The sequence below is a fragment of the Ruegeria sp. A5 genome (genome assembly GCF_056543005.1).
Map to the genome: position 1 here is coordinate 350,900 of NZ_JBQGAV010000004.1, position 16,055 is coordinate 366,954.

Genomic DNA, 16,055 nt, shown 5'->3' on the forward strand with positions numbered 1-16,055 from the left:
TGATCTGAGCAGATTTCTGAGTGTCACACGCAAAGGTATGCAAATCTGCAAATTTATTGCTGCAAATGTTCTGGCGCTAACAGAATCAAACCGGGCACCTAATCTGGTGCCCGGTCATGTATACGTAATGATATAGGCGCTGGGCTTATCCGTAGTGCGCGACTGGCGTACCTGCGATGGCCGCCATGTTCAGCAGTCCCCTGGCCGTAATCGAGGGCGTTACGATATGCGCCTTGTTTCCCATTCCCATGAGGATTGGACCTACCTCAAGCCCGTCCGCTTTCATCTTCAGGATATTGCGCACACCGCTTGCCGCATCCGCATGGGCGAAGATCAGGACATTTGCAGAGCCTTCCAAACGCGAGTTCGGGAAGATACGTGCACGCAATTCAGGATCCAAAGCCAGATCAAGGTTCATCTCGCCTTCATAGCTGAAGTCGCGTGGCTCGGAATCGAGAATCTCAAGCGCAGCCCGCAGCCGCTTGCCTGATCCCTCGGCCTGATTGCCGAATTGCGATTGCGAACAAAATGCGATCTTGGGTTCCAACCCGAACCGCCGCACGTGACGAGCAGCTCCAATGGTGGATTCGGCAAGTTCTTCTGGTGTCGGCAATTGTCTTACATGCGTGTCTGCAATGAACAGAGGGCCATCTTCCAGAATCATCAGCGAAAGCGCGCCATGCGGGCGCAAATCGCCATCATCCAGAACCTGTTCGACATAGTTAAGATGCCAGCGATACTCACCAAAAGTGCCACAGATCATGCTGTCCGCCTCACCGCGATGCACCATGATTGCTGCAATGGCGGTGTTGTTTGTGCGCATGATGGCCTTGGCCAGATCCGGAGTGACCCCCCGACGCTGCATTATTTGATGGTACGAATTCCAATAATCGTAGTAACGGGGATCGTCCTGAGGGTTCACGATCTGAAAATCCTGCCCCGGTCGTACTGTCAGGCCTAGCCTTTCGCACCGTGCGCTGATCACGTCCGGTCGCCCGATCAGGATCGGAGTTTCCGTGGTTTCTTCCAATATCGCTTGCGCAGCCCTTAAAACACGCTCGTCCTCGCCTTCTGCGAAGACAATTCTACGCGATGCGACGGCTGCGGCTTCGAACACTGGCCGCATCAACAGTGCAGATTTGAACACGGTCTGGTTCAGGCGCTCTTTGTAGGCCTCGAGGTCATCAATGGGTCGTTTTGCGACCCCGCTCTTCATAGCCGCCTGTGCAACCGATGACGAAACGACCCCCACTAGGCGCGGGTCAAAGGGTTTTGGGATCAGGTAATCTGGACCAAAAGTCAGCTGCTCACCCTTATAGGCCGCCGCGGCTTCAGCGCTCGTCGTCGCGCGGGCCATGTCGGCGATGCCGTCGACGCAGGCGATCTGCATCTCGTCGTTGATTTCAGTCGCGCCCACGTCCAGGGCACCTCGGAAGATAAACGGGAAGCACAACACGTTGTTCACTTGGTTCGGAAAGTCGCTGCGACCGGTCGCAATGATCGCGTCAGGGGCAACTTCGCGCGCCGCCTGTGGCAGGATTTCCGGAGTTGGGTTGGCCAGCGCAAAGATGATCGGGGTCTTGGCCATCTTCTCGACCATCTCAGGCTTGAGCACATTTGGTCCGCTCAGCCCCAGAAACAGATCGGCACCTCCGATCACATCATCCAGAGTGCGCAGATCGGTTTTCTGCGCAAACTGATCCTTGTGCGGGTTCATATCCTCGGCGCGACCTTCATAGACCAACCCGTGAATGTCACAGAGCCAGATATTCTCGCGTTTAACGCCGAGCTTCACCAACATGCTGAGGCAGGCGATCCCGGCAGCACCGCCGCCGGTCGAAACTACTTTGATATCCTCGAAGCTCTTTCCTGCCACATACAGGGCGTTTTTAGCTGCGGCACCAACAACGATTGCCGTGCCGTGCTGATCGTCATGAAACACCGGGATGTTCATCCGTTCCCGGCACAGTTTTTCGACAATAAAACAATCCGGTGCCTTGATATCTTCAAGGTTGATCGCGCCAAAGGTAGGTTCCAGGGCGCAGACGATATCTGCCAGCTTTTCTGGGTCAGGCTGATCCACCTCGATATCAAAGCAATCGATGCCTGCGAACTTTTTGAACAGGACGGCCTTGCCTTCCATCACCGGTTTCGAGGCCAATGCGCCTATATTCCCAAGGCCCAGAACTGCGGTGCCGTTTGACACAACCGCAACAAGATTGCCGCGGGCCGTGTATTTCTCAGCATTGGCGGCGTTGTCCTTTATCTCAAGACTGGCTTCGGCGACGCCTGGCGAATATGCCCGCGCAAGGTCCCGACCATTTGCCATTGGTTTGGTTGCCTTGATCTCAAGCTTTCCGGGCTTTGGATACGCATGATAGTCAAGCGCGGCCTGTCTCAGGTTCGGTGTGTCAGACATCGGTAATACAACTCCGTTCCAATATTCGTTTGATGGTTAAACTATTTCTCAGCGCTTGGCTATGTCGCCTCGGACCGCAGTCAGAGACAGGCCTCACGGATACGTTAACGAAACGTTGGTTGAGAGTTGCTGCATCGTTTTTATGTACAGCCAATTCCGGGGAACCTGACGGACACCAGAAGCGGCGGACCTTATCATGCGTCATGATGACAAAGCTTGTGCTAGTGCACAATTTGCCAACCCTTCAATCAGGATTGGTGCCAATCGGAATGTCTTCTTTGTTGTGCTTGTTTCGGCGGTTTCATTTCTTTTTGTGGTTATGATTTGGCCCGAAGCGGCTGCGGCTTTCATCCAGGAAGGTGGGTTGATTGAGACGATATCGGCCTCTGCGTTACTGGCTGCCGGTTTGGTCGCGTTGGTACGCTTCCGAGTCATCTCGCGGCTTTACATCGCGGTGGTCTGCCTGCTGTTGGCCGAGCGCGAATTGGAGGCGGAGGTGTACACAGAAGGCAGCGCGCCTTTCGTGGTGCTAAACTGGATTGACTTATTGCTTGATGTGACTGCAGTAAGGATCGTTTTGGCTGCGATCGTCATTGGTGGTTTGCTCTGGCATGGGATACCGAACGGAATTAAGGCACTGAAGATCCGCGCGCCTTTTTTGATGATTTTTTTCCTGGCTGGAAGTGTTGCGGTGCTGGCTCAGCTTCTTGAGGAAATCAGCGGATTGTTCGACGAATACCTTTCGGTTGCGATGGCTACACGTTTGTTCGTGATGGAAGAAACGCTGGAGATGTACTTTTCGATTGGCATTTTGGCTGCTGTTCTGATCGGATGGCCAAAACCAAAATCCGAAGAGAAACAGAATGACCAGCAATACCGGCGACTCCCTCACGCGCGCTGAAATCCGACTGCCGACGCAGGAACTGCGCAACGATATCCCGTTTTATACCAAGGTACTGGGGATGCGGATGGATATGATCTATCCGGCAGATGACCCTCGGGTTGCCGTGTTCTCTGGTCACGGTCTGCGCTTGCGGATCGAGAAAGATGCAGCTGAAGCGGCGGGAACGTTGCGCATTCTGACAAACGATCCAGATGGTTTTGCCGAGGGGCAGCGCAGCCTTGTCGCGCCGAACGGCACCCGGATCGAGATTGACGAGTTGAACCCGCCGCTTGTCATGCCGAACACGGTGCACTCATTTGTAGTCCGTAGGCTCAAGGATCAGGCGCCGTGGATCATAGGGCGGGCAGGGATGCACTATCGCGATCTCGTGCCGGACCGGCTGGGCGGATCGATTATCGCCAGCCATATACGTATCCCAGATGGCGGTCCTGTGCCTGATATGGTGCATTTCCACAAAGTCGGATTTCAGCTGATCTTCTGCATCCACGGCTGGGTCGATGTGGTCTACGAAGATCAGGGCGACAAGATGCGCCTGACGGCAGGCGATTGCTTTATTCAGCCGCCTGAAATCCGCCACCGCGTGCTGGAAGCGTCAGACAACGTTCAGGTGATCGAGATTGGTGTCCCAGCCGAGCATGTCACGGAGATTGATCATGAGATGGAACTGCCCACACCGCATTTCCGCCCGGATCGGGAATGGGATGGGCAGCGGTTCGTTTACAATCAGGCGAACGGGGCAGAATGGGTGCCATTCCGTTTGCCCGGTTACATCTGTCGTGACACGACGATTGCCGAGAATACCAAAGGCGTGGCGGGCGTTCAGATCGTGCGCCGGGGCGAGGGTAACCCTCAATGGGCCAGCCACGACACCGACATACACTTTACCTTCGTGATAACCGGCGAGGTGACACTTGAGGGTGAAGGGCGCGAGCCCTATCAGTTGGAACAGGGCGATGCCTTCGTCATCCCGCCGGGAATGCGAACGCGGCTGTCAGACCCCTCGCAGGATGTGGAACTGCTTGAGGTGACTTTACCGGGGACCTTCAATACGACGTTGGGTTAGGTCCAAGAAGAAGTGGATAATGGCGTCAAGGGGGCTTCAATTCCCCCGTCGCTTTCCAGTAGGGTATGATATTCTGACCAGATGATCAAAAATTGGGATTCGCCATGTCTTTGAAAGATGCAGCTTTGGCCGTTCGGGAAAATGCCCACGCGCCTTATTCGAATTTCAAGGTCGGGGCGGCGATCCGGTCCAGTTCAGGTGTGATCTATTTTGGCTGCAATGTCGAAAATATTGCTTACCCCGAAGGTACGTGCGCCGAGGCCGGGGCAATCGCGGCAATGGTCGCCGCTGGTGAAAAAGAACTGACCGAGGTCTACGTGGTCGCCAGCAGCCCGCAGCCGGTGCCCCCATGTGGTGGATGCCGTCAGAAACTGGCCGAATTCGGCAATGGGGATGTGGTCGTTACGATGGCGACGGTTGATGGTCTGGAAACCAAAACCACGATTGCCGATCTATTGCCCGGTGCGTTCGACGCGTCGCATATGGAGGATGCCTGACTTCATGGATGCGCGCTCGATCATCGCCAAACTTCGCCGTCAGGAGGTGCCAACTGGTGACGAACTAATGTGGTTCGCGCAAGGCCTGGCCGATGGTGGCGTCAGTGACGCGCAGGCCGGGGCCTTTGCGATGGCTGTCTGTATGGGCGGTCTGGGGGCCAATGGGCGGGCTGATCTGACTGTCGCCATGCGCGACAGCGGCGAGGTGCTGACGTGGGATTTGGACGGGCCGGTGGTCGATAAGCATTCGACCGGTGGGGTCGGCGATTGCGTCAGCCTGCTGCTTGCCCCGGCTTTGGCGGAATGCGGGGCGTATGTGCCGATGATCTCGGGGCGTGGTCTGGGCCATACCGGGGGCACTCTGGACAAGCTCGAGGCCATACCGGGAGTGACCACTCAGATCGGGCAGGCGCGACTGACGCAAGTGCTGAAAGACACCGGGGCAGCCATCGTGGGGGCAACGGGCCAGATCGCCCCTGCGGACAAGCGGCTGTATGCGGTGCGCGATGTGACGGCGACGGTGGAGAGCCTTGACCTGATTACGGCATCAATCCTGTCCAAGAAGCTGGCGGCTAGCCCGGATGCGTTGGTTCTGGACGTTAAGGTGGGCAGCGGCGCGTTCATGAAGACGCTGGATGAGGCACGCAATTTGGCACAGGCCTTGACCGAAACGGCTAATGCCGCTGGTTGCCGTACATCCGCAGTGATCACCGACATGAGCCAGCCCCTCGCTTCCGCACTTGGCAATGCGCTGGAAGTGGCCGAGGTGATGAAAGCTTTGACCAGCGGGCAGGGATCACCTTTGGCGGAAATCTCGGCCGAGTTGGGGGGCGTTCTCATGGCGGATGCCGGTATGTGCGCTACGGCAGAGGAAGGAAACGCCAGTATAGCCCAAGTGATCCGCGATGGTCGTGCAGCCGAACGGTTCGGACGCATGATGGCTGCCGTGGGTGGACCGGTGCATTTCGTTGACACATGGGATCGGTTTTTGCCGGAGGCCAATGTGATCCGGGAAGTTCACGCTCCGCATGGCGGATATATCTCGTCTATTGATGGCGAGGCGCTGGGCCTCGCAGTCGTGGCCCTAGGCGGTGGGCGCCAGATCGAGAGCGATGAGATTGATCCGGCGGTTGGCCTGTCGGGCCTTCTGAGGGTCGGGGATAAGGTGACCAAAGGCGCTCCGTTGGCGGTTGTTCATGCGGGGCGAGAAGATGCAGCGCAACGGGCTGCCGCGGTGGTGCTAGATGCCATCACGCTGAGTGACGAACCGGTAGCACAGCCGCCTCAAATCCATGAAAGGATCAGCGCATGAGCCGCGCTTTCCTTGTGATAATGGACTCGGTTGGTATCGGCGGCGCGCCGGATGCCGATCAGTTTTACAACGGCACCAAACCCGATACAGGCGCGAATACAGTGGCCCACATAGCACAAGCTTGTGCCGAGGGGCGTGCGGAAGAAGGGCGGAGCGGACCGTTGCAACTGCCCAACCTGGATGCCATGGGGCTGGGGGCGGCGACCCGTCTGGCCTCGGGCGCACCGACGCCGGGCCTTGAGGCCGCGCCGACGGGCTTGTGGGGTTGCGCACGTGAATATTCTCCGGGAAAGGATACGCCATCAGGGCATTGGGAACTGGCGGGTTTACCTGTGCCATGGGACTGGCGTTATTTCCCGGATCGCCAGCCAGCGTTTCCCGAAACGCTAAGCAAGGCTGCCGCCGAGGCAGCGGGGACCGACGGAATATTAGGCGACTGCCATGCCTCGGGGACGACGATTATCTCGGAACTGGGGGCCGAGCATATACGTACCGGCTGGCCGATCTGCTACACGTCTGCCGATAGCGTATTCCAGATTGCCGCGCATGAAGACAGCTTTGGGCTCGACCGACTGCTGGATATGTGCCGTTCACTGGCGCCTCGATTGCACGAAATGAAAGTGGGCCGCGTTATCGCCCGACCGTTTGTCGGAACGCCCGAAAAGGGGTTCACCCGGACAACCAACCGCAAGGATTTTGCCATCGTTCCACCAGAACCCGTTCTGACGAATTGGGCACAGGATGCCGGTCGCCGTGTGCATGCGGTGGGCAAGATTGGCGATATATTTTCAATGCAGGGGATCGACACGCTGCGAAAGGGTTCGGACGCAGAGTTGATGCACCACCTTTCGGACCTCGTTGATGAGGCGGAAGAGGGTAGTCTGACATTTGCAAACTTTGTCGAGTTCGACAGTCTGTATGGCCATCGGCGTGATATCAGCGGCTATGCCCGCGCGCTGGAATGGTTCGATCGTGAAATCGGAGTGATTGCGCAAAAACTGCGCCCCGGTGATCTGATGCTATTGACCGCAGACCACGGCAACGACCCCAGTTGGAGCGGCACTGACCACACCCGCGAACAAGTGCCCGTGCTGATCGCCGGACAGGGGGCGGGTGAGATTGGTCCCGTGAACTTTGCCGATATCGCCGCCAGTATCGCGCACCACCTGAACATACCGGCGCAAGGGCCGGGAAGGACTTTTCTGTGACAGTCGCTGACCTGCCTAAGATCGAATTACATTTGCACCATGAAGGCGCCGCTCCGCCTAGCTTCATACGCCAACTGGCCCATGAGAAACGAGTGGACCTGAGCGGGATATTCAAACCCGACGGCTCTTATGATTTCCGCGACTTTGCCCATTTCCTTAGCGTTTATGAGGCTGCGTGCGAGGTGCTGAAAACGCCCGAAGATTTCCGCCGCCTGACGCTGGCCATTCTGGAAGATAGCGCCGCGAATGGTGTGGTGTATTCCGAAACATTCCTTAGCCCGGATTTCTGCGGCGGTGGCGATTTGCATGCATGGAAGGATTACCTGACTGCGATTCAGGACGCCGCAGACGAGGCCGAGCGCAAATTCGGGATCACCCTGCGTGGTGTCATCACTTGCGTGCGCCATTTTGGACCCGAGCAAGCCAAGGCCAGCGCTCATTGTGCGGCTGAAACCGCAGGTGACTGGATTACCGGATTTGGAATGGGCGGCAACGAATCCGTCGGAACGCAGGGCGATTTCAAATGGGCCTTTGACTGCGCGCGCGAGGCTGGGTTGCGATTGACGACCCATGCCGGTGAATTTGGCGGTCCAGAGAGTGTTCGGGATGCCGTCCGTGATCTGGGGGTCGAGCGCGTAGGCCATGGCGTCCGCGCCATCGAAGACCCGGATCTTGTGTACGAGTTAGTTGATCGGGGCACTACGCTTGAGGTCTGCCCTGGCTCAAACGTGGTGCTGGGCCTGTTTCCTGATTTTGCCGCCCATCCCATTGCGAAATTGCGTGATGCAGGCGTCAAGGTCACGGTATCAACCGACGATCCGCCGTTTTTCCATACCACGATGCGGCGCGAATATGAGATGCTGAGCGCAGCTTTCGGCTGGCAGGCCGAAGATTTCACTGCCCTGAATGAAACGGCCCTGAACGCGGCCTTTTGCGATGAAGAAACCCGCGCGCGGGTCAAGAAAAGACTGGAGACATCATGAGCGATCACCTGACCGTCGTCGACCACCCATTGGTGCAGCACAAATTGACGCTCATGCGGGACAAAGGCACCTCAACCGCTGTGTTCCGGCAGTTGCTGCGCGAGATCACGCTTTTGCTGGCTTATGAGGTCACCCGCGAGATGCCGCTGACCACCCGCCATATCGAAACCCCGATGGAAGAAATGGACGCTCCCATTCTGGCGGGCAAAAAATTGGCGCTGGTATCGATCCTGCGGGCTGGAAACGGGATGTTGGACGGCGTGCTGGAGCTGATCCCCTCTGCCCGAGTGGGGTTCGTGGGGCTTTATCGGGATGAAGAGACGCTGAAGCCGGTCCAATACTATTTCAAAGCTCCCGAGGGTTTGACGGACCGTTTGGTCATTGCTGTTGATCCGATGCTGGCAACCGGCAACAGCTCGGCTGCGGCCATTGATTTGCTGAAAGAGCAGGGGGCGAAAGATATCCGCTTTCTGTGCCTGCTGGCTGCCCCCGAGGGCGTCGCGCGCATGAAAGAGGCGCACCCGGATGTCAAAATCGTCACGGCCGCGCTGGATCGTGAACTGAACTCAAAGGGTTACATTATGCCTGGACTAGGTGACGCCGGGGATCGGATGTTCGGGACCAAATAGGTGCTATTGCCCGCAGATATTCTGTAGCCGGACCCAATCGCGGTCGGGCAGTACCTGTTCCAAAGTACGACCCGCCATCGGATCGGCTTCTATCAATCCAAGAACGGACTCGCCTGTGATATCAAGCGCATAGGCGTATGGGGTCGAGGGCAGAGCGGTCTGTGCAAAAACCGCGAGCAGCACGTCATCGCTTAGCTGCGGCTGTGGACCGGATAGAACCTGCTCGGTGTAGGTGTCCACGATCTCGTGCGTCAATTCGCCGGTGGTCAGCAACCGAAATGCGGCACTCGGGCCTGTACGGTCCAACAGATCGTCCAGCGGTTCCTGCTGAGTTGCCCGCGCGCGCGCGGCTATGATGTATCCGGCGGCAACGGCTGGGTCTTCGTGATCTTCGACCAGTGCCCGGTTTAGCAGCACGGTTCCACCCGGCAGGCTCAGGCTGTCAGGCAGACCTGCTGGTAGGATCACGATTTGGCGGACACCGGTGCGGCGCGCCAGCTGATCCAGCGACGCTTGCGCATCAGGCGAAGAGCAAGCCTTGCCTGACACCCTTTCGATCCGCTGCAGGATTGCATCGCCGATTTCTTGTTGCTTGACCTCTGGCACTACCGAAACAACATGGCGCTGCAGTGCACTGGGTAGCCAAAACAAAAGCACTGCCAAGACCGCCAGAACAACCCCTGCAACGCTGAGCCAACGCAGCCGTCCGGGATGTGGTCTGGCACGGTCGATGGCGCGCTGCAGCCGGTCAATTGCTTCGATCATTGTGGTTTCAGATTCTGCAAGCTCCAGTGTTTCGCCGGGATCGCCGTCGGGATTGAATATTGCAGGGTAGGTTCCGGGGTTTTGTCGCTCTAGCGCCGCCAGCGACCAATGGGTCAGCGCGCTGTCATTGAAGTCAGAAATCGTCAGAGTGGCTTCACCAATCGATACGACTACTTCGCGCCGTTGCTCATCGGGCGAGGGACGCCACAGACCGGTGGCTTCGATCCGCTGGTACTGTTTGAGTGCGGTCATCGGGTAATGCTGCTCGAATATTATTTTGCGCCAAGCTTAGCATGGCGAAAACCAGCGGCGCAAACCTGTTGCGCAGTGTTTGTGAAATGTGCTGAGTGTGCCGGGTAAGTTTCGGCCAGAACGGGCTGATTAAGGGCAGAGGCGCGGATGCAGTCACAACAACAAACCCATTCAATCATGGCGTCGTTGCTGATGGTTGCGGCCATGTCCATTATCGGCGTGATCGACAATTTCGTGATCCGCGTGGCCGAGAGCGTGGGGCTATGGCAGTTTCACCTAAGTCGCGCCTTACTGATGCTGCCGCTGATCGCGGTGTTGTCGATATTGGGTATGGGCACCTTGAGGCCCCGGCGGATTGGTGTCGTCGCGGTGCGCAGCGTGTTGATCACGCTGGCAATGCTTTTCTATTTCAGCGCGCTGGCATTGATGCCCATCGCTCAGGCGCTTGCCGGGTTATTCACATCGCCGATATTCGTGCTGTTGATTTCGGCCCTTTTGTTGAAGCAGCGCATAGGTCCCTGGCGGATCGTGGCTGTTTTATTGGGGTTTTCGGGAATTCTGTGCGTATTGCAGCCGGACCCGACATCATTTGACGTAAAGACGCTACTGCCAGTCGCTGGTGGCTTCTTTTACGCACTCAGCGCTGTTGTAACGCGCACCCACTGTTCCGACGAAAGCACTGTTGCGCTGCTGGCGGCGATGGTTGTCACACTGGGGCTTGCAGGGGCGATCGGACTGATCTGGCTTGCCCTGTTTCCGGTTGGCGTGCCAGTCGGGCCGGATGGCTTCGCGATGCGCGGTTGGGTTTGGCCGATGCAAGACGCGTTGCCTTGGGTTGTGGTTCAGGCCGTGGGCTCAACAATTGCCGTTTTCATGCTGATCAAAGCCTATCAACTGGGTGAGCCATCATATGTCGCAGTCTTTGAATACTCGGTCATGATATTTGGCCCGCTCTTTGCCTGGGTGGCGTTTGGGCAGTCCGTCGGGCAGATGCAAATTATCGGCATTGGCATGATCGCCTCTGCCGGAGTGCTGCTTGGGTGGCGGGAGCGGCGGATATCCTCGCTACAGCAGGCGGCGCAGTAAGAACGGAATAGATTCGGCTTGTATCCCTCTTAGTATCGTTTCGAAATGCATATCAAAGCTCGTTCGGAATACTGATTTGTTTATTCAAAACCAGTAAATTGCGGCGAAACTGACCTAATTTGGCCTCAAATGTGGCAAAACTAAGTCCAATTGAGGCACAACTCTAAGACCTTCTGAGTCGTGTGAAGGTGCCAACAGGGGGACGGCACGTGTTAGAGTTAGTGAGTGTTTCGGGGTATTCGAAACGTGAAGTTAAAGGCCGACAGGCCTTTGTGGGACAGGCCGCATCAGCGCGTCGTGGGGGATTGCTGCACGGAACCAAAGTGTCCACAACAGGGGGCTGGAAACGGGTCGAAAGACTGGTTGCAGGCGATCTGGTGCGGACACGGGACCATGGGTTCAAAGAACTGAGGCGCGTTTGCGTCGACCGGATCGTGGTGCCGGGAGACGAACGCAGGCCCGAGCATCTGCCGATCCTTGTGCCATCCCGAGCAGCCTATAATGGGCGCCCAGTCTGGCTGATGCCGGAACAGGGTATGGCATTGGATCAAGGCAAGCTTGGTGTTGGAAACGAGGGGGTCTCGATCATTCCAGCTCGAACGCTCAGCGGGGTGGGGCGTATTGAGTCCAGCACGCCTGCGCAGTCCTTCGATGTCACGTCATTATTCTTTGACGAGGATGAGCTGGTTTTCATCGAGGGCGGATTTCAGGCTTATTGCCCGTCCGGTCGCATGAATACCGGTTCAAGTCGAAACCCGGAGTTTTATGAAGTCGCAGATGCGGAACACACCGATCTTTTGATCGAGGCTGTGACCGACAAAGGGGATATTTCGGCTTTGACCAACCCGTTGGCCGCGTTACCTGCGCCCATTCCGCAAGAGCCGATTTTCCCTATCCGGCCCGCATTGGGAGTACGTCGACCCGGGCGACCGGGGCGGCCCAATATGCCTGCGCTGTTCCTGCGGCCTGAATGGCAGCTGCAATAGTACGTGTATAAGAATAATGCAGGCGCACGGGTTCATGCGCCTGCTTTGTCTGTTCAGGCGGCCTGTGCTTCGGGGTTGAAGCGGCCATAGAAGCTCTGACCTTTTTCCGCCATCTCGCGCAGCAGCGGCGGGCAGGTAAAGCGCTCACCATAGGCTTCGGTCAGTTGATCGCAGCGCTCGGCGGCGTAGGGCGTGCCGATGATGTCCAACCAGCTGAGTGGGCCACCAGACCACGGGGCAAAGCCCCAGCCAAGGATCGCACCCACGTCGCCCTCGCGGATATCTTCCAGAACACCTTCTTCCAGCGCACGGACGGCTTCCAGAACCTGCGCGAACATCAGACGTTCCTGCAATTCGATCAGGTCGGGCTGGTTTGCGGCATGTGGGTATTTGTCCTGCAGGCCCTTCCAATACTCGACGCGTTTGCCCTTGTCGTCATAGTCGAAGAAACCTGCATTGGCCTTGCGACCCAGACGACCTTGTTCTTCCATCCAAAAGATCAGATCATCGCCCGGATTTTCCGGGTAAGCGTTGCCCATAGCTGCCTTAGTCGCGCGGGCGATCTTGGCCCCCAGGTCAATCGAGGTTTCGTCGTTCAGCTGAATGGGTCCTACGGGGAAGCCCAACTGACGCGCCGCATTGTCGATCAGAACAGGGCTGACGCCTTCGGTGATCATCCGCAGACCTTCGTTGATGTACGGAATAATGCAGCGGTTGGCGTAGAAGAAGCGCGCGTCATTGACCACGATCGGTGTCTTGCGGATTTGGCGCACATAGTCCAGCGCCTTGGCGACAGCACGATCACCGGTTTCCTTGCCTTTGATGATTTCGACCAGGAACATCTTCTCGACCGGTGAGAAGAAGTGGATGCCAATGAATTGCTCGGGCCGTACGCTGGCCCTGGCCAGATCTGTGATCGGTAGGGTCGAGGTGTTCGACGCAAAGATGCAATCCTCGGGGATGATCGCCTCGACCTTCTTGGTCATTTCAGCCTTGACGCCGGGGTCTTCGAACACCGCTTCGATGATCAGGTCACAGCCTTTCAGGTGCTCCAGATCGGGCGTGGCGGTGATACGGGCCAGCAGGGCCTCTTTTTTCTCAGCCGTCGCTTTGCCGCGTTTGATGCCCTTATCCATATAGCTTGCGCTATAGGCCTTGCCCTTGTCGGCGGCCTCCTGATCGCGGTCGATCAGCACAACCTCCATCCCGGCCTGTGCCGAGACTAACGCGATACCGGCACCCATCATACCCGCGCCCAGAACGCCGACTTTCTTGACCCGCTGATCGGGTACATCCTTGGGTCGCACTGCGCCTTTCTCCAGCGCCTCCTTGTTCAGAAACAGCGACCGGATCATCGCTGACGAAGACGGGTTCATGAGCACGTTGGTGAACCAGCGCGCCTCAATCTTCAAGGCGGTGTCAAAGTCAACCAATGCGCCTTCATAGATCGAACTCAGCAGAGCCTTGGCCGCCGGGAAGGCACCTTGGGTCTTGCCGTTCACCATGGCGCTTGCGCCCACGAAGGTCATGAAACCGGCGGGGTGGTAGGGAGCGCCGCCGGGCATCTTGTAGCCCTTGGCATCCCACGGCTTTACCAGATCGGCTTCCTTGGCGTTCAGTACCCATTCCTTGGCTGCCGCAACCGGATCATCCGCCACCGCGTCGATCAATTGCGCGCCTTTGGCCTTCTTCGGGTCCATCATCTTGCCTTCAAGCAGCACCGGAGCTGCAGCCATCGCGCCGACCATACGGCTGTAACGCATGGTGCCGCCGCCGCCGGGGAAGATCCCCAGAAGAATCTCGGGCAGGCCGATCTTGGCCTTGGCGTTCGAGGTCATCACGCGGTGATGACAGGCCAGTGCGATCTCGGTACCAATCCCGGCACAGGTACCGTTGATGGCACAGGCGACCGGCTTGCCGCCTTTTTTGGACTTGGGGTCCATGCCTGCCAGTTCCAGCCGACGCAGGATGTTGTGGCCACTCATGACGAAATCGAACAGTGCCTGCGCGGGTTCGTCGCCGGCCTCCTGTCGGATCGTGGCGAGCGTGCTCAAGTCCATGCCGCCTGCAAACGACCCTTCTTTGCCACTGGTGATAACGATGCCCTTGATCTCATCATCCGCCAGCGCCTGATCGATCAGATCACCGACCAGAGTGAAGGCCTCGCGCGACAGGACGTTCATGGATTTGCCGGGAACGTCCCAGGTGATGAAGGCGACGCCATCGGCGTCTTTGCTGAGGGTGAAATCAGTCATTGTCATCTCCAATCTGGTCAGCCGTCAGCGGGCTGCCATCCTTGCGAGTGAAAGAGAATCCGTTCTCATCATCTTTCACCATCATGTCTATATCGCTGTAATAGCCGGTCTCGGTCGGGGTCCGGGTGCCCACCACCAGAAAGGTTGCGGGCGTGTCGGTTTTGTTCACAAGGTGATGGCCATTGGCCTCACCTGCAGGCCAAGCGGCGCAGTCACCGGGCAGCATCTCATGCTCGCCATCATCATCGATCAGCATGCATTTGCCGCTGAGCATGATGGCAAACTCGTCCTGCTCCATGTGGTAATGGCGCAGCGAGGATAGCCCCGAGGGCTCCAAACGTACGATGTTGACCCCGTATTGGGTCAGCCCGCCTGCATCTCCGACGCGCTGGACAAAACGACCCGCGGTGGCCTCGGCTAACTTGCCGGGATAAGATGAACCGCCTTTGAACGGTATCTGAGAAAGATCCAGTTTGGGCATCAGACGCGCTCGATAATTGTTGCCGCACCCATACCGGATGCGATGCAGAGTGTGGCCAGACCGGTTTCCTTGTCCTGACGCTCCAGCTCGTCCAGCAGCGTGCCGATAATCATCGCGCCGGTTGCACCCAGCGGGTGACCCATCGCGATCGAGCCGCCGTTGACGTTAACCAGCGCCGGATCAACATCAAACGCCTGCTGGAACCGAAGCACGACCGAGGCGAAGGCTTCGTTGACTTCAAACAGGTCCAGATCGCCGATTTTCATTCCGTTGTCGGCCAGAATTTTCTCAGTCACCGGAACCGGACCGGTCAGCATTATGGTCGGATCAGTGCCGATCTTGGCAGTTGCTTTGATGCGCGCGCGCGGCTTCAGGCCGTATTTCTCGCCGAACTCCTTATTACCGATCAGCACAGCGGCCGCACCGTCCACGATGCCCGAGCTGTTGCCCGCGTGGTGTATGTGGTTGATCCGCTCAAGATGCGGGTATTTGATCATCGCCACCTTGTCGAAGCCCGGCATCTGCTCACCCATCATTGCGAAAGACGGGTTCAGCGCGCTAAGCGACTGCATGTCGGTGCCGGGACGCATGTACTCGTCGCGGTCCAGAATGGTCAGACCGTTCTGATCTTTGATGGCGATCACCGACTTTTCAAACCGGTTGTCTTCCCAAGCCGCTGCTGCGCGTTTTTGGGATTCAACGGCCAGAGCATCGGCATCATCGCGGCTGAACCCATATTCGGTTGCGATGATGTCGGCCGAGATACCTTGCGGCACAAAATAGGTTTCCATCGCCAAAGACGGGTCAACGGCAATCGCCGCACCGTCGCTACCCATGGCCACGCGGCCCATCATCTCGACACCGCCTGCGATATAGGCTTCACCCGCGCCGCCTTTGACCTGGTTTGCAGCCAAGTTCACGGCTTCCATGCCCGAGGCGCAGAAACGGTTGATCGCCAGACCGGGGATCGATTCATCTAGATCCGAAGCCAGAACTGCCGAGCGCGCCAGACAGCCGCCTTGCTCCATCACCTGCGTGACGTTGCCCCAGATCACGTCCTCAACGGCGTGGCCTTCCAGATTGTTCCGTTCTTTCATCGCGTTCAGGGTCAGGGCAGACAGGCGCACCGAGGTTACCTCGTGCAGGCTGCCATCCTTGCGGCCCTTGCCGCGCGGGGTGCGCAGGGCGTCATAGATATAGGCTTCGGTCATGGGG

General features: G+C 57.7%; 14 protein-coding genes. 9 read left to right on the top strand and 5 right to left on the bottom strand.

From position 1 onward, the window contains the following. Nucleotides 1–145: 145 nt before the first annotated feature. Nucleotides 146–2,419: an NADP-dependent malic enzyme gene (locus ACR0AY_RS11980; RefSeq protein WP_170391942.1), complete on the bottom strand. Its 2,274-nt coding sequence runs from the start codon at nt 2,417–2,419 to the stop codon at nt 146–148. A gap of 196 nt (nt 2,420–2,615) precedes the next feature. Here ACR0AY_RS11980 and ACR0AY_RS11985 point away from each other — a divergent pair, with 196 nt between their 5' ends. From ACR0AY_RS11985 to upp, 7 genes are all read left to right on the top strand, one after another. Further along, nucleotides 2,616–3,320: a hypothetical protein gene (locus ACR0AY_RS11985; RefSeq protein ID WP_170512221.1), complete on the top strand. Its 705-nt coding sequence runs from the start codon at nt 2,616–2,618 to the stop codon at nt 3,318–3,320. Continuing rightward, nucleotides 3,283–4,386: a cupin domain-containing protein gene (locus ACR0AY_RS11990; protein WP_170512219.1), complete on the top strand. Its 1,104-nt coding sequence runs from the start codon at nt 3,283–3,285 to the stop codon at nt 4,384–4,386. Before ACR0AY_RS11985 ends, ACR0AY_RS11990 begins: the two co-directional genes overlap by 38 nt. Before the next feature lie 104 nt (nt 4,387–4,490). Continuing rightward, nucleotides 4,491–4,883, top strand: coding sequence for a cytidine deaminase (locus tag ACR0AY_RS11995; RefSeq protein WP_170512217.1), 393 nt, complete (start codon nt 4,491–4,493; stop codon nt 4,881–4,883). Between the two features lie 4 nt (nt 4,884–4,887). Beyond that, a complete protein-coding gene (locus tag ACR0AY_RS12000; RefSeq protein ID WP_170636108.1) occupies nt 4,888–6,195 on the top strand; it encodes a thymidine phosphorylase in 1,308 nt (435 codons plus the stop codon). After that, nucleotides 6,192–7,403: a phosphopentomutase gene (locus ACR0AY_RS12005; RefSeq protein WP_170512214.1), complete on the top strand. Its 1,212-nt coding sequence runs from the start codon at nt 6,192–6,194 to the stop codon at nt 7,401–7,403. Before ACR0AY_RS12000 ends, ACR0AY_RS12005 begins: the two co-directional genes overlap by 4 nt. Continuing rightward, on the top strand, nt 7,400–8,386 hold the full coding sequence (locus ACR0AY_RS12010) for an adenosine deaminase (protein ID WP_170512212.1): 987 nt from the start codon (nt 7,400–7,402) through the stop codon (nt 8,384–8,386). The genes ACR0AY_RS12005 and ACR0AY_RS12010 overlap by 4 nt, the downstream gene beginning before the upstream one ends. Next, nucleotides 8,383–9,015, top strand: a complete 633-nt coding sequence (upp, locus tag ACR0AY_RS12015; protein WP_170391930.1) for a uracil phosphoribosyltransferase — start codon at nt 8,383–8,385, stop codon at nt 9,013–9,015. Before ACR0AY_RS12010 ends, upp begins: the two co-directional genes overlap by 4 nt. A gap of 3 nt (nt 9,016–9,018) precedes the next feature. Here the strand turns inward: upp and ACR0AY_RS12020 are convergent, their stop codons facing one another. Further along, the gene (locus ACR0AY_RS12020; RefSeq protein WP_170512209.1) at nt 9,019–10,032 is read right to left on the bottom strand and encodes a hypothetical protein; all 1,014 of its coding nucleotides are present in this window, start codon (nt 10,030–10,032) and stop codon (nt 9,019–9,021) included. A gap of 147 nt (nt 10,033–10,179) precedes the next feature. On the opposite strand from ACR0AY_RS12020, the gene ACR0AY_RS12025 reads away from it, so the two are divergent. Then, a complete protein-coding gene (locus tag ACR0AY_RS12025) occupies nt 10,180–11,118 on the top strand; it encodes a DMT family transporter (protein WP_170512207.1) in 939 nt (312 codons plus the stop codon). Between the two features lie 209 nt (nt 11,119–11,327). Next, nucleotides 11,328–12,104 carry a Hint domain-containing protein gene (locus tag ACR0AY_RS12030; protein ID WP_480454189.1) on the top strand — a complete coding sequence of 259 codons (777 nt, stop codon included), beginning with the start codon at nt 11,328–11,330 and terminating at the stop codon, nt 12,102–12,104. A gap of 53 nt (nt 12,105–12,157) precedes the next feature. On the opposite strand, the gene ACR0AY_RS12035 is transcribed toward ACR0AY_RS12030, so the two are convergent. The 3 genes from ACR0AY_RS12035 to ACR0AY_RS12045 are packed head-to-tail and all read right to left on the bottom strand — an operon-like array spanning nt 12,158 to nt 16,051. Next, nucleotides 12,158–14,359 carry a 3-hydroxyacyl-CoA dehydrogenase NAD-binding domain-containing protein gene (locus tag ACR0AY_RS12035; RefSeq protein ID WP_170512204.1) on the bottom strand — a complete coding sequence of 734 codons (2,202 nt, stop codon included), beginning with the start codon at nt 14,357–14,359 and terminating at the stop codon, nt 12,158–12,160. After that, on the bottom strand, nt 14,352–14,840 hold the full coding sequence (locus tag ACR0AY_RS12040; RefSeq protein ID WP_170420894.1) for a cupin domain-containing protein: 489 nt from the start codon (nt 14,838–14,840) through the stop codon (nt 14,352–14,354). The genes ACR0AY_RS12035 and ACR0AY_RS12040 overlap by 8 nt, the downstream gene beginning before the upstream one ends. Further along, a complete protein-coding gene (locus ACR0AY_RS12045) occupies nt 14,840–16,051 on the bottom strand; it encodes an acetyl-CoA C-acetyltransferase (RefSeq protein WP_170512202.1) in 1,212 nt (403 codons plus the stop codon). The genes ACR0AY_RS12040 and ACR0AY_RS12045 overlap by 1 nt, the downstream gene beginning before the upstream one ends. Between the last annotated feature and the right edge of the window lie 4 nt (nt 16,052–16,055).